The 13,032-nt window shown below is 67.6% G+C and carries 12 protein-coding genes; 6 read left to right on the plus strand and 6 right to left on the minus strand.

Translation table 11 applies throughout. The features are described 5' to 3' along the window. Nucleotides 1-37 precede the first annotated feature (37 nt). The 3 genes from OG746_RS05215 to OG746_RS05225 form a co-directional block, all read right to left on the minus strand. A complete protein-coding gene (locus tag OG746_RS05215) occupies nt 38-1,297 on the minus strand; it encodes an MFS transporter (RefSeq protein ID WP_266712000.1) in 1,260 nt (419 codons plus the stop codon). 124 nt (nt 1,298-1,421) lie between these two features. Continuing rightward, nucleotides 1,422-2,504, minus strand: coding sequence for an inositol-3-phosphate synthase (locus OG746_RS05220; protein ID WP_266712002.1), 1,083 nt, complete (start codon nt 2,502-2,504; stop codon nt 1,422-1,424). Between the two features lie 44 nt (nt 2,505-2,548). After that, on the minus strand, nt 2,549-3,229 hold the full coding sequence (locus OG746_RS05225) for a PadR family transcriptional regulator (RefSeq protein ID WP_266712003.1): 681 nt from the start codon (nt 3,227-3,229) through the stop codon (nt 2,549-2,551). 375 nt (nt 3,230-3,604) lie between these two features. On the opposite strand from OG746_RS05225, the gene OG746_RS05230 reads away from it, so the two are divergent. Continuing rightward, nucleotides 3,605-6,358, plus strand: coding sequence for a transglycosylase domain-containing protein (locus tag OG746_RS05230; protein ID WP_266712005.1), 2,754 nt, complete (start codon nt 3,605-3,607; stop codon nt 6,356-6,358). Nucleotides 6,359-6,487: 129 nt separating this feature from the next. Beyond that, on the plus strand, nt 6,488-7,999 hold the full coding sequence (locus tag OG746_RS05235) for a glycosyltransferase family 87 protein (RefSeq protein ID WP_266712007.1): 1,512 nt from the start codon (nt 6,488-6,490) through the stop codon (nt 7,997-7,999). Between the two features lie 133 nt (nt 8,000-8,132). Here OG746_RS05235 and OG746_RS05240 read toward each other — a convergent pair whose 3' ends face one another. From OG746_RS05240 to OG746_RS05250, 3 genes are all read right to left on the minus strand, one after another. After that, a complete protein-coding gene (locus OG746_RS05240; protein ID WP_266712009.1) occupies nt 8,133-9,164 on the minus strand; it encodes an alanine racemase in 1,032 nt (343 codons plus the stop codon). 58 nt (nt 9,165-9,222) lie between these two features. Further along, nucleotides 9,223-10,344 (minus strand): peptidoglycan bridge formation glycyltransferase FemX, encoded by a 1,122-nt coding sequence (gene femX / locus OG746_RS05245; RefSeq protein ID WP_266712011.1) that lies wholly within the window; start codon nt 10,342-10,344, stop codon nt 9,223-9,225. A gap of 150 nt (nt 10,345-10,494) precedes the next feature. Next, the gene (locus tag OG746_RS05250) at nt 10,495-10,815 is read right to left on the minus strand and encodes a hypothetical protein (protein ID WP_266712013.1); all 321 of its coding nucleotides are present in this window, start codon (nt 10,813-10,815) and stop codon (nt 10,495-10,497) included. Nucleotides 10,816-11,102: 287 nt separating this feature from the next. Here OG746_RS05250 and rpsF point away from each other — a divergent pair, with 287 nt between their 5' ends. From rpsF to rplI, 4 genes are all read left to right on the plus strand, one after another. Next, entirely contained in the window at nt 11,103-11,393 is a 291-nt protein-coding gene (gene rpsF, locus OG746_RS05255; RefSeq protein ID WP_164559357.1) for a 30S ribosomal protein S6, read from the plus strand. A gap of 75 nt (nt 11,394-11,468) precedes the next feature. Further along, nucleotides 11,469-12,080 (plus strand): single-stranded DNA-binding protein, encoded by a 612-nt coding sequence (locus tag OG746_RS05260; RefSeq protein ID WP_266712018.1) that lies wholly within the window; start codon nt 11,469-11,471, stop codon nt 12,078-12,080. A gap of 63 nt (nt 12,081-12,143) precedes the next feature. Beyond that, the gene (gene rpsR / locus OG746_RS05265; RefSeq protein ID WP_003949403.1) at nt 12,144-12,380 is read left to right on the plus strand and encodes a 30S ribosomal protein S18; all 237 of its coding nucleotides are present in this window, start codon (nt 12,144-12,146) and stop codon (nt 12,378-12,380) included. A gap of 18 nt (nt 12,381-12,398) precedes the next feature. Then, a complete protein-coding gene (rplI, locus tag OG746_RS05270) occupies nt 12,399-12,845 on the plus strand; it encodes a 50S ribosomal protein L9 (RefSeq protein ID WP_266712020.1) in 447 nt (148 codons plus the stop codon). The last annotated feature ends 187 nt before the right edge of the window (nt 12,846-13,032 follow it).

A 13,032-nucleotide genomic window follows, 5' to 3' on the forward strand; every position in this document is an offset into this window, starting at 1 on the left:
TCTGGGGAGCCCTACGCGTATCTCGGGAGGCGATGTTTCACGTGAAACGCCGCCGCCCGCGCAGCGTCAGAGCGGTCGCTCCGTAGAGGACCGACACCAGGACCACGAGGGGGACCGAGCGGCCGTCCGGCGGCAGCATCAGCGCCGCCACTCCGGCCGCGCCGACGAAGGAGACGTTGATCAGCACGTCGTAGACGGAGAAGATCCGGCCGCGGAAGCCGTCGTCGATGGAGGACTGCACGACCGTGTCGGTGGCGATCTTCGCGGCCTGTGTGGTCAGTCCCAGGACGAACGCAGCCACCACGATCGGCGTGGGTTCGAAGGTGAGACCCAGGGCGAGTTCCAGTACGGATGCGGTGCCGGCGCAGAGGGCGATCCACCCGGCCGCGCCGAACCGCCCCACGGCTGCCGGGGTGATGGCCGCCGCGACGAAGAAGCCGGCCCCCGAGACGCCCATGGCGAGGCCGAGCAGGGCCAGGCCCTCGGACTCCGTGGATGACCATGCGTACCGGCACAGCATGAGAACCATGACGAGCAGGGCGCCGTAGCAGAACCGCATCACCGTCATCGCGGCAAGGGCGCGCGCGGCGGACGGACGCGAGACAAGGTGCCGGACGCCGGCCGAGAGGTCCCGGGCGGTGCCGGTCAGTGCCGCTCCCAGGCGCGGCTGGATCAACTCCGGTTCAGGGCCGAGGAGTTGTGCGTCCATGCGCAGGGAGGCGAGTGCGGCACACAGGTAGAGCAACGCCCCGATGAGCACCACCGCGGCATCCGAGTCGGCGGCGATCAGGCGCACGCCGAAGGCGAGGCCGCCGCCCAACGTTGCCGCGAGTGTCCCCGCGGTCGGTGAGATGGAGTTGGCCATGACGAGGCGCTCCGCGTCCACGACACGGGGCAGCGCGGCCGAGAGCCCGGACAGAACGAAGCGGTTGACCGCGGTGACGCAGAGCGCGGACGCGTAGAAGAGCCAGTCCGGGGTGTGGCTCAGCATGAGAGCGGCCGTCACGGAGGCGAGCAGCACCCGCAGCAGGTTGCCGTAGAGGAAGACCTGGCGGCGTCGCCAACGGTCAAGGAGGACGCCCGCGAACGGGCCCACAAGGGAGTACGGGAGCAGCAGTACGGCCATTGCCGACGCGATCGCGGCGGGCGAGGTCTGCTTCTCCGGCGAGAACACCACGTAGGTGGCGAGCGCCACCTGATACACGCCGTCCGCGCCCTGGGAGAGCAGCCGCAACGTCAACAGACGCCGAAAATCGTGCAGGCGCAGCAGTACGCGCAGGTCACGGACGACAGACATGGGGCACAGCCTCACATATGAGGCGGGCCCCCGGCGCGCACCATGTGTGCGAGCCGGGGGCCTCAACAGCCTTCAGGAGGTGGGCGTTTCACGTGGAACACCCGGACCGTCCTTCAGGACAAGGTCAGCGCTCGACCTCGCCCTTGATGAACTTCTCGACGTTGGCGTAGGCCTCGTCGTCGAAGTACTGCACCGGCGGGGACTTCATGAAGTACGAGGACGCGGAGAGGATCGGGCCGCCGATGCCGCGGTCCTTGGCGATCTTCGCGGCACGCAGGGCGTCGATGATGACACCCGCCGAGTTCGGGGAGTCCCAGACCTCGAGCTTGTACTCCAGGTTCAGCGGGACCTCGCCGAAGGCACGGCCCTCGAGGCGGACGTACGCCCACTTGCGGTCGTCGAGCCACGCGACGTAGTCGGACGGGCCGATGTGGACGTTGTTCTCGCCCAGCTCGCGGTCGCGGATCTGCGAGGTGACGGCCTGCGTCTTCGAGATCTTCTTCGACTCGAGACGGTCGCGCTCCAGCATGTTCTTGAAGTCCATGTTGCCGCCGACGTTGAGCTGCATGGTGCGCTCAAGACGGACACCGCGGTCCTCGAACAGCTTCGCCATCACGCGGTGCGTGATGGTCGCGCCGACCTGCGACTTGATGTCGTCACCGACGATCGGGACGCCGGCCTCGGTGAACTTGTCCGCCCACTCCTTGGTGCCGGCGATGAAGACCGGGAGGGCGTTGACGAACGCGACCTTGGCGTCGATGGCGCACTGGGCGTAGAACTTCGCCGCATCGTCGGAGCCGACGGGCAGGTAGCAGACGAGAACGTCGACCTGCTTGTCCTTGAGGATCTGGACGATGTCGACCGGGGCCTCGGAGGACTCCTCGATCGTCTCGCGGTAGTAGCGGCCCAGGCCGTCGAGCGTGTGGCCACGCTGGACCTCGACGCCCTTGTTCGGCACGTCGGCGATCTTGATGGTGTTGTTCTCGGACGCGCCGATGGCGTCCGAGAGGTCCAGGCCGACCTTCTTCGCGTCGACGTCGAACGCGGCGACGAACTCGACGTCACCGACGTGGTAGTCGCCGAACTGTACGTGCATCAGGCCCGGGACCTTGGTCTCCGGGTCGGCGTCCCTGTAGAACTCGACGCCCTGCACCAGCGAGGCGGCGCAGTTGCCCACGCCGACGATGGCTACGCGAACCGAACCCATTCCGGTTGCTCCCTGTGTGTACTCGGTGAAGCCCTGACCGGGCTTCACGTGGCGGTGTCGTCGGACGGATCCGGCCGGGTGCTGTCCCGGTGCCGGGGCAGGCCGCCCGTCTCTCCAGATGTGTCCTGCTGAGCCGCGCCCCCCGGGCCGGAGCCACGTTGGTCACGGCCCGCGCGCTCGCTCTCGATGAGCTCGTTCAGCCAGCGCACTTCGCGCTCCACGGACTCCATGCCGTGCCGCTGCAGTTCGAGCGTGTAGTCGTCCAAGCGCTCGCGGGTGCGGGCGAAGGAGATGCGCATCTTCTCGAGGCGCTCCTCCAGACGGCTGCGACGGCCCTCGAGGACGCGCATGCGCACGTCCCGCGACGTCTGCCCGAAGAAGGCGAAGCGCGCGGCGAAGTGCTCGTCCTCGTATGCATCGGGGCCGGTCTGCGAGAGCAGGTCCTCGAAGTGCTCCTTACCTTCCGCCGTCAACCGATAGACGATCTTGGCGCGACGCCCTGCGAGTGGAGCCGCGGGGGTGTCGTCGGGTCCTGAACCCGATTCCTCGATCAACCAGCCGTTGGCGACCAGCGTCTTGAGGCAGGGGTACAGCGTCCCGTAGCTGAAGGCGCGGAAGATTCCGAGTGAAGTGTTGAGTCGCTTGCGCAGCTCGTAGCCGTGCATCGGGGACTCGCGGAGCAGTCCGAGTACGGCGAACTCGAGGATGCCGGAGCGTCGGCTCATCGTCGCCTCCTCCTCTGCCGCGGGCCCTTGTATCGACTCTTTATGTCGAGCTGATGTATCGACTCGATACATCCCGACGATAGAACTGCTCTTCGGCTGCGGCAAGTGCGATCACGGTGAACGGCGTCACATCACTGATTCGTAGGAATCGAGTTGCCTGATTTGGGGTGAAGTTCGGCCCTAGGAGGGTTTTGACGGTGCGTAGTCTGTCCGCCATGCAGACCACCGGGAACCAAGTGACGCCTGTGGGCGTCGTCGTCCCCGGTGTAGTGCGGGTGAGTGCCGAAAGGGGCGCATCCGTACTCCGGGGGGACCGGAAACCAGACGCCGTTTCCAGGCGCGTGACCCCGCGCCTGCCCGAGGAGTAGTCGTTCGATGAGCGAGCACCGTCGCAAACCGCCGCAGCCGCAGGGCGGTGGGCGCGCCGCGGCCCGTCGCGGAGCATTCGGATCACCATCGGGCCGCCGCGCGGCACCGCGTGGAGGTTCCGCCTCGTCCTCCGCTTCCTATGACCCCCCGAGTTCAACGGGCTCAACGGGCTCGCAAGGGAGCCCGGAGGAGGAACGCCCCTGGGGCGGTCGCGCAGAAGCCCGTAAGGCGGCCCAGCGCGGCGGTCGACGCAGGTCGGCCGATGGCGCCGGAGGCGGCGGTGGCGGCGGTGGCGGCCGCCGAGGTGGCGGCGGACCCGGCGGTGGCGGTCCCGGCGGCCCGTACGGCGCGGGGCGCGGCGGCCCGGAGAAGAAGAAGTTCGTCGACTACCCGCGCGCGTACAAGTACGGCTGGCGCCGCTGGGTGCCCTCCTGGCGCCTGGTGACCGGCATGTGCGTCGGTCTGTTCGGCAGCATGATGGTCGCGGCCGGCCTCGCGTACGCGCTGGTGGGTGTGCCCGACCCGGCCAAGACGGCGACGGCGCAGAACAACGTCTACTACTGGTCCGACGACACGCAGATGGTCGCCACCGGTGGCGAGACCAACCGGCAGATCATCAAGTACGAGGACATCCCGAAGTCCATGCGCTACGCCGTCATGTCGGCGGAGAACAAGACGTTCGAGACGGACAAGGGCGTCGACCCGATGGGTATCGCCCGTGCCGTGTTCAACATGGCCAAGGGCGGCGAGACGCAGGGCGGCTCGACCATCACCCAGCAGTACGTGAAGAACGCGATGCTGGACGACCAGTCCCAGACGGTGGGCCGAAAGCTCAAGGAGCTGTTCGTCTCCATAAAGGTCGGTCGGACGGTCGAGAAGGACGACGTCATGGCCGGCTATCTGAACTCGGCGTACTACGGTCGCGGCGCCTACGGCATCCAGGCCGCGGCGCGCACCTACTTCGACGAGGACGCCACGAAGCTCAACGCGAGCCAGACCGCCTTCCTCGCGTCAGTGCTCAAGGGCTCCACGTACTACGACCCGGCGGGCTCGCCCGGCATCGACCCGGTCAACGCGACGCCGCAGAAGAACCGCGAGCGCGCCACGAAGCGTTGGTCGTGGATCCTCGGCGAAGAGGTCAAGGACGGGCGGCTGAGCCAGAGCCAGCGCGCCCAGTTCAAGAGCTTCCCCAAGCTGGAGAGCCCGCGCGCCAACGCGCAGCTCGGCGGCCAGACCGGCTATCTCGTCGACCTCGCCAAGGCGAACGCCGTCAAGAACAGCAACGGCAGGATCACCGAGGACGACCTGCAGAAGGGCGGCTACGAGATTCACACCACGTTCAACAAGAACAAGGTGAAGAAGCTCGAGAACGCCGTGAAGAAGGTCCGCAAGGAGAACCTTCAGAAGAACCGCAAGGTCAACGGGAAGTACGTGGACCGGCACGTCCAGTTCGGTGGTGCCTCCGTCAGCCCCAAGTCCGGCGCGATCGAGGCCATCTACGGCGGTGAGGACGCCACCAAGCACTTCACCAACAACGCCGACGTCACCGGCGCCCAGGTCGGCTCGACCTTCAAGCCCTTCGTTCTCGCGGCTGCCTTCAAGTACGGAGTCAGGAACCCGGAGGGGCCCGAAGTCCAGGACGCGAGCCAGCGCACGATCGCCTCCCCCAAGAGCCTGTACAGCGGCAAGAACGGGCTCAAGATCAAGGACTGGAAGGGGGACATCTGGACGAACGAGAAGGGCAAGCAGTGGAACCAGACCAACGACGGTAAGCAGTCGTACAACCGGCCGAGCTACCAGATCGATCTGCGCGAGGCCATGCGCGAGTCCGTGAACTCGGCCTATGTGCAGCTGGGCATGGACGTGGGTCTGAACAAGGTGCGGGCCGCGGCGAAGGGCGCCGGCATCCTGGACGACAGCTTCGCCGACTCCAACTACCCCTCGTTCTCCCTCGGTACCTCCGACCCGAGCGCGATCCGCATGGCGGGCGCGTACGGCACGTTCGCGACCAGCGGTCAGCAGAACGATCCGTACTCGGTGAAGTCCGTCGACCGTGAGGGCGAGACCGTCTACCGGCACGATCCCAAGCCGGTGCGCGCCTTCGACACGAAGGTCGCGGACAACGTGACCGACGTCCTCAAGACCGTCGTCGACAAGGGCACGGGTACGGCGGCGCGACTGCCGGGCCGCGACGTGGCCGGCAAGACCGGTACCACCGACGGCAACAAGTCCGCCTGGTTCGTGGGCTACACCAAGCAGCTGTCCACCGCGATCACGATGTACCGGATGGACGACAACGAGAAGTCCAAGGACCGCAAGTTCCTCGAGATGTACGGAACCGGTGGTCAGGAGAAGATCCACGGTGCGTCGTTCCCGTCCGAGATCTGGCACGACTACATGGCGCAGGCCCTGAAGGGCCAGCCGAACGAGCCGTTCCCGACGCCGGAGCCCATCGGATCGCTCGTGGGCGCGACCCCGAGTCCCACGCCGACCCCGTCGGTCACGGCAACCCCGTCGGAGACCGCCCCGCCGTCCCCGTCGACCAGCGAGAGTACGTCGCCGTCCCCGACGCCCTCGGAGACGTGCAGCGACTGGGACTGGGCCTGCAAGAACGAAGATGATGGGGGCACCGGGGAGACGGACACCGGAGGCGCGACCGACGGTGGAGCCTCGTCGACACCGAGCGACGGAAGTACCGACGACACCGGAGGCCCGGGCAATGGAAACGGCGGTGGCATCTTCGGAGGCCCCGACAGTTAGCCGACCCTGCCTCAACGCGCCGTGTTTCACGTGAAACACAGCGTGTTCCACGGCAGTCGAGGGCCGTCACACCCATCGGGTGTGGCGGCCCTCGCCCCGTTCTCAGGCTCGTACGGCAGGATGTGCCGCATGCCCAGTGCAGAGACGACGAGCACGAACCCGCAGCAGCCGGAACCGGAGCAGGTACGGCCGACGAGAGAGGACGAGGTCGCGGCCGCCGGAGCCGAGTTCATCGGCGGGCCCATCGGGCGACGCGCCCTGCTCGGGGGCTCCTGGTGGACGCCCGCGCGGGTGATCGCACTGGTCATGCTCGGCATGTTCGCGCTCGGCATGGTCCAGAAGTTCCCCTGCTACGACGGTTCCTGGTTCTACGGCGCCAGCTCCCAGTACACACACGCCTGTTACTCGGACATCCCGCACCTCTACCAGGGACGCGGCTTCGCCGATGGCCTCGTGCCGTACTTCGACAAGCTCTCCGGCGACATGGACTACCTCGAATATCCGGTGCTCACCGGTGTGTTCATGGAGGTCGCCGCGTGGCTGACGCCGGGCAGCGGCTCCATCCAGCACCAGGAGCAGGTCTACTGGATGGTCAACGCCGGGATACTGATGATCTGCGCGGCGGTGATCGCCGTGTGCGTCACCCGCACCCACCGCAGGCGCCCCTGGGACGCCCTGCTGGTCGCTCTGGCGCCCGCTTTCGCGCTGACCGCCACCATCAATTGGGACCTCTTCGCGGTGGCGCTCACGGCGGCCGCGATGCTGATGTGGTCGCGGGGCAGGGCCTTCGCCTTCGGTGTGCTGCTCGGGCTTGCGACGGCCGCCAAGCTGTACCCGGTGCTGCTGCTCGGGCCGCTCTTCGTGCTGTGCTGGCGGGCCGGAAAGTGGCGGGAGTTCGGCAGGGCGGGCCTGGGCGTCGCCGTCTCGTGGCTGGCCGTGAACCTGCCGGTGATGATGCTGGCGCCCGAGGGCTGGTCGAAGTTCTACACGTTCAGCCAGGAGCGCGGAGTCGACTTCGGCTCCTTCTGGCTGATCATCTCCCAGCACCGGGACACGCCCCTCGACACCAACGTCGTCAACACCCTGGCCACGACGCTGATGGTGCTCGCCTGCCTCGGCGTCGCGGCGCTGACGCTCACCGCACCCCGTAGGCCGCGCTTCTCACAGCTCGCGTTCCTGGTGGTCGCGGCCTTCATCCTCACCAACAAGGTCTACTCGCCGCAGTACGTCCTGTGGCTGATCCCGCTCGCCGCGCTCGCGCGCCCCAAGTGGCGGGACTTCCTGATCTGGCAGGCGTGCGAGGTCGCGTACTTCCTGGGGATCTGGCTGTACCTCGCGTACACGACGAGCGGGGACAAGCACCAGGGACTGCCCGAGGACGGATACCAACTGGTCATCGCGGCACACCTGTTGGGCACGCTCTACATCTGCGCGATCATCGTGCGGGACATCTGGCTGCCCGACCGGGACGTGGTGCGCCGCTCCGGCGAGGACGACCCCACGGGCGGTGTCCTGGACGGCGCCAAGGACGTCTTCGTACTGGGGCAGGCGGCTCGCCCGCGGCGGCACCGGCACGCCGCTCGTACCGCGGAAGGGCCGGCGGCGGTCGACTGGGGCCGGGCCCCGGAAAGTTCACTCTGAGCGAACGCGCTCGTTGAAGGCAACGAAAAGCGGGTCGGGCACCTCATGGGCGCCCGACCCGCTTTCGTGTGTCCTACGTAGACCAGTGTCCTACCTGGACCAGGCACGCCCTACGTAGAGGCGTGCTCAGTGGTCAGCGATCCACGATCCGGTCGAACTGCGTGGTGGTGTGTCGAAGGTGGGCCACCAGTTCCTCGCCGACCTGCGGCTCGGGGGCGTCGGACGGCACGAACAGGATCGACACCTGCATGTGCGGCGGCTCGGCGAACCAGCGCTGCTTGCCCGACCAGACGAACGGCGCCAGGTTCCGGTTCACCGTGGCCAGGCCGGCCCGTGCGACGCCCTTGGCGCGCGGCATGACGCCGTGCACGGCCTTCGGGGCCTCCAGGCCCACACCGTGCGACGTACCGCCCGCCACGACCACCAGCCAGCCGTCGGAGGGGGCCTTCTGCTGGCGGTAGCCGAACCGGTCGCCCTTCGCGACGCGCGTGACGTCCAGGACGGCGCCGCGGTACTCGGTCGCCTCGTGGTCGCCCAGCCACAGCCGCGTACCGATCCGCGCGCGGAAGCGGGTCTGCGGGAACTGCTGCTGCAGGCGCGCCAGTTCGTCGGCCTTCAGGTGGCTCACGAACATGGTGTGCAGCGGAAGGCGGGCCGCGCGCAGCCGGTCCATCCAGCCGATGACCTCCTCGACGGCGTCCGTGCCGTCGGTGCGGTCGAGCGGCAGGTGGATCGCGAAGCCCTCGAGACGCACGTCCTGTATGGCGTGCGCGAGCTGCGGCAGGTCCTGCTCGGTGACGCCGTGCCGCTTCATCGAGGACATGACCTCGATGACGACGCGGGCACCGACAAGGCCGTGCACGCCGTCGACGGAGGAGACGGAGCGGATGACGCGGTCGGGCAGCGGAACCGGCTCCTCGCCGCGCCGGAACGGCGTCAGGACCAGCAGGTCACCGCTGAACCAGTCCTTGATCCGGGCGGCCTCGTACGTGGTGCCGACGGCGAGGACGTCGGTGCCGAAGCGGGTCGCCTCTTCCGCGAGCCGTTCGTGGCCGAATCCGTAGCCGTTGCCCTTGCAGACGGGGACGAGCCCCGGAAACTGCTCGAGCACCTGCTTGTGGTGTGCCCGCCAGCGCGCGGTGTCGACGTAGAGCGTGAGCGCCATGGCCGGTCCCGGAACCTTTCGTGGAGAGTACGGAGCTAGATCAGATTGTGCCGGGTGCTCAGCGACGCGACATGTAGATGTCGAGCGCCTTGTGCAGCAGCTTGTTGAGCGGGAAGTCCCACTCGCCCAGGTATTCGGCTGCCTGGCCGCCCGTACCGACCTTGAACTGGATCAGGCCGAAGAGGTGATCGGTCTCGTCCAGCGAGTCGGAGATGCCGCGCAGGTCGTAGACGGTGGCGCCGAGCGCGTAGGAGTCGCGCAGCATCCGCCACTGCATGGCATTGGACGGGCGCACCTCGCGGCCGATGTTGTCGGAGGCGCCGTAGGAGTACCAGACGTGCCCGCCGACGACGAGCATCGTGGCGGCCGCCAGATTCACGCCGTTGTGCCGCGCGAAGTAGAGCCGCATCCGGTTGGGGTCCTCGGTGTTGAGGGCCGTCCACATGCGCTCGAAGTACGACAGCGGGCGCGGCCGGAAGTGGTCGCGCACGGCCGTGATCTCGTACAGCCGCTGCCACTCGGCGAGGTCCTGGTAGCCGCCCTGGACGACCTCGACGCCGGCCTTCTCGGCCTTCTTGATGTTGCGCCGCCACAGCTGGTTGAACTGCTTGTGCACTTCTTCCAGGGAGCGGTTCGCGAGCGGCACCTGGAAGACATAGCGCGGCTGTACGTCGCCGAAGCCGGCGCCGCCGTCCTCGCCCTGCTGCCAGCCCATGCGGCGGAGCTTGTCGGCGACCTCGAAGGCGCGCGGCTCGATGTGGTCCGCCTCGATGTCGCGCAGGCGCTTCACATCCGCGTCCTGGATGCCCTTCTTGATGGAGGGCGCGTCCCAGCGGCGAATGATGACCGGCGGGCCCATCTTCACGGAGAAGGCGCCCTGCTGCTTCAGATGCGCGAGCATCGGGCGCAGCCACTCTTCGAGGTTCGGGGCGTACCAGTTGATGACCGGGCCCTCGGGCAGGTACGCGAGATAGCGCTTGATCTTGGGGAGCTGTCGGTACAGCACGAGGCCCGCACCGACCATCTCGCCGGTGCGCTCGTCGAACCAGCCCAGGTGCTCGGAGCGCCACTCCGCCTTCACATCTGCCCATGCGGGAACCTGCATGTGGCTCGCCGAGGGCAGGCTCTGGATGTATGCCAGATGCTGCTCTCGGCTGATGGTCCTCAGGGTCAGGCTCATTCGGGGCGCTCCTCGGGCTGGTGTGTCCCCATGGGTACAGGGGCTCCGGCTCTCGCGCCGAAGCCTACTGCGCCCTGTGAGCGCCCCGACCGGCCGTATGGGAGGTCGGTGGTGAAGGCCGCCCCGCGGCGGCTTCCGAGGAGGGCCGCCTCAGCCGATGACCCCGCCGAAGAGGCCGCCATGGGCCATGCCGATGAAGAAGCCGATGGCCGACGCCCCCAGGCCCAGGATCAGGCCGAATCGTTCACGGGTCGTCTCGGAGACGAACTGGCCGTAGGCCCCGGCCAGGATGCCGACGAGCCCTGCCCAGGAGCTGAGGAGATGGAGACCGGGCCAGAGCGAGGAGATGATCGCGATCGCTCCGAGCACCACGGTCACCCCGAGCAGGGTGTCCGGCAGCGGGTGGGGCTTGCCGTCCGTGGCGAAAAGGGAGGAGGAAACGGTGCTGTTGGGACGCATTACTTGTGCCATGGGGCACCTCCTGCGGAAGCGGCGCATCGTAGCGCCGTACACACCCGATGTGTACAGATTGCGGGCATGGGCTGCCGGATTTCAACCGGAAGCAGAGGTGCGGGTAGTCTGTACGGTCTGCACCGGTGTCTGTTCACGCCCCCGACCAGGGGCTCACTCCACTGACCAGCGCGGATCCGCTCGGCGGGGCCCGATTGTCAGTGGTGGCCGATACCGTTGCACACGCATAACAACCCTCCTGCCACGGAACGACCGTGGCCGCTGAGTCCAAAGGAGGTGGGTTCTACATGCGTCACTACGAGGTGATGGTCATCCTCGACCCCGATCTGGAGGAGCGCGCTGTCGCCCCCCTGATCGAGAACTTCATGTCTGTTGTCCGTGAGGGCAACGGCAAGGTGGAGAAGGTCGACACCTGGGGCCGTCGTCGTCTCTCGTACGAGATCAAGAAGAAGCCCGAGGGCATCTACTCGGTCATCGACCTGCAGGCCGAGCCTGCGGTCGTCAAGGAGCTCGACCGCCAGATGAACCTGAACGAGTCGGTCCTCCGGACCAAGGTCCTCCGTCCCGAGACCCACTGAACTTCCTAGTTCAGCGGTACTCGGGATTCGAGTAGCAGCAAGCAGCCAGCAGCAAACCCGCCGAGAGGTTCCCCCATGGCAGGCGAGACCGTTATCACCGTCGTCGGAAACCTGACCGACGACCCCGAGCTGCGCTTCACACCGTCCGGCGCGGCCGTCGCGAACTTCACGATCGCGTCGACGCCCCGGACGTTCGACCGCCAGACCAATGAGTGGAAGGACGGCGATGCGCTGTTCCTCCGCGCGTCGATCTGGCGTCAGGCCGCGGAGAACGTTGCCGAGTCGCTGACGCGCGGCATGCGCGTCGTCGCTCAGGGACGTCTGCGGCAGCGTTCGTACGAGACCCAGCAGGGCGAGAAGCGGACGGTCGTGGAGCTCGAGGTCGACGAGATCGGCCCCTCGCTGCGCTACGCCACCGCCAAGGTCACCAAGACCCCCGGTCGTGGTGGCCAGGGTGGCGGCGGCGGATTCGGCGGCGGCCAGCAGGGCGGCGGCGGTGGCGGCTGGGGCGGCGGCCCCGGCGGCCAGCAGGGCGGTCAGGGAGGTGGCCAGGGCGGAGCCCCGGCCAACGACCCCTGGGCGACCGGTGCGCCGGCCGGCGGCGGCCAGCAGGGCGGCGGCGGTGGCGGCTGGGGCGGAAGCTCCGGCGGCTCCGGCGGCGGCTACTCGGACGAGCCCCCCTTCTAGGGATCACTCCCTTTCAGGGCTGGGTTCGCACCCCACACTTCTTGATCACACAGGAGAAACACCATGGCGAAGCCGCCTGTGCGCAAGCCTAAGAAGAAGGTCTGCGCTTTCTGCAAGGACAAGGTCACGTACGTGGACTACAAGGACACGAACATGCTGCGGAAGTTCATTTCCGACCGCGGCAAGATCCGTGCCCGCCGCGTGACCGGCAACTGCACGCAGCACCAGCGTGACGTCGCCACGGCCGTGAAGAACAGCCGTGAGATGGCGCTGCTGCCCTACACGTCCACCGCGCGATAAGGAAAGGGTGACCGAAACATGAAGATCATCCTGACCCACGAGGTCTCTGGCCTCGGCACCGCCGGCGAGGTCGTCGACGTCAAGGACGGGTACGCCCGTAACTACCTGATCCCGCGGAAGTTCGCTATCCGCTGGACCAAGGGTGGCGAGCAGGACGTGGCGCAGATCCGCCGCGCCCGCAAGATCCACGAGATCGCCACCATCGAGCAGGCCAACGAGATCAAGGCCAAGCTCGAGGGCACCTCGGTCCGTCTGGCCGTCCGCTCCGGCGACGCCGGTCGTCTCTTCGGTTCCGTCACCCCGGCCGACGTCGCTTCGGCGATCGAGGCTGCCGGTGGCCCGAAGGTCGACAAGCGCCGTGTCGAGCTGGGCTCGCCGATCAAGTCGCTCGGTGGCCACGAGGCCTCCGTGCGTCTGCACCCCGAGGTTGCCGCCAAGGTCAACATCGAGGTCGTCTCTGCCTGAGCACTGCCCTGAGCAGCGCTGAAGCACATGTGGGGCCGCACCCTTCGGGGTGCGGCCCCACATGCTTGCTGTCTGCTGCCTGCCGGCTGCGTTTCACGTGAAACCGTGGAACGGTCTGACGGACTGCTTTGGTGTACGACCGGCTTCGCTGAACGCCGTTTCGCTGTTCACGGTTTCACGTGAAACA

Origin of the sequence: Streptomyces sp. NBC_01016, from assembly GCF_026341035.1 — a bacterium.
Lineage (GTDB): Bacteria > Actinomycetota > Actinomycetes > Streptomycetales > Streptomycetaceae > Streptomyces.

What these genes read in the sequence shown, in the direction of transcription:
- OG746_RS05230 (WP_266712005.1), top strand. Translation starts at nt 3,605, where the DNA reads ATGAGCGAGCACCGTCGCAAACCGCCGCAGCCGCAGGGCGGTGGGCGC.
- rplI (WP_266712020.1), top strand. Translation starts at nt 12,399, where the DNA reads ATGAAGATCATCCTGACCCACGAGGTCTCTGGCCTCGGCACCGCCGGC.
- rpsR (WP_003949403.1), top strand. Translation starts at nt 12,144, where the DNA reads ATGGCGAAGCCGCCTGTGCGCAAGCCTAAGAAGAAGGTCTGCGCTTTC.
- OG746_RS05235 (WP_266712007.1), top strand. Translation starts at nt 6,488, where the DNA reads ATGCCCAGTGCAGAGACGACGAGCACGAACCCGCAGCAGCCGGAACCG.
- femX (WP_266712011.1), bottom strand. Translation starts at nt 10,344, where the DNA reads ATGAGCCTGACCCTGAGGACCATCAGCCGAGAGCAGCATCTGGCATAC.
- OG746_RS05260 (WP_266712018.1), top strand. Translation starts at nt 11,469, where the DNA reads ATGGCAGGCGAGACCGTTATCACCGTCGTCGGAAACCTGACCGACGAC.
- OG746_RS05220 (WP_266712002.1), bottom strand. Translation starts at nt 2,504, where the DNA reads ATGGGTTCGGTTCGCGTAGCCATCGTCGGCGTGGGCAACTGCGCCGCC.
- OG746_RS05240 (WP_266712009.1), bottom strand. Translation starts at nt 9,164, where the DNA reads ATGGCGCTCACGCTCTACGTCGACACCGCGCGCTGGCGGGCACACCAC.
- rpsF (WP_164559357.1), top strand. Translation starts at nt 11,103, where the DNA reads ATGCGTCACTACGAGGTGATGGTCATCCTCGACCCCGATCTGGAGGAG.
- OG746_RS05250 (WP_266712013.1), bottom strand. Translation starts at nt 10,815, where the DNA reads ATGGCACAAGTAATGCGTCCCAACAGCACCGTTTCCTCCTCCCTTTTC.
- OG746_RS05215 (WP_266712000.1), bottom strand. Translation starts at nt 1,297, where the DNA reads ATGTCTGTCGTCCGTGACCTGCGCGTACTGCTGCGCCTGCACGATTTT.
- OG746_RS05225 (WP_266712003.1), bottom strand. Translation starts at nt 3,229, where the DNA reads ATGAGCCGACGCTCCGGCATCCTCGAGTTCGCCGTACTCGGACTGCTC.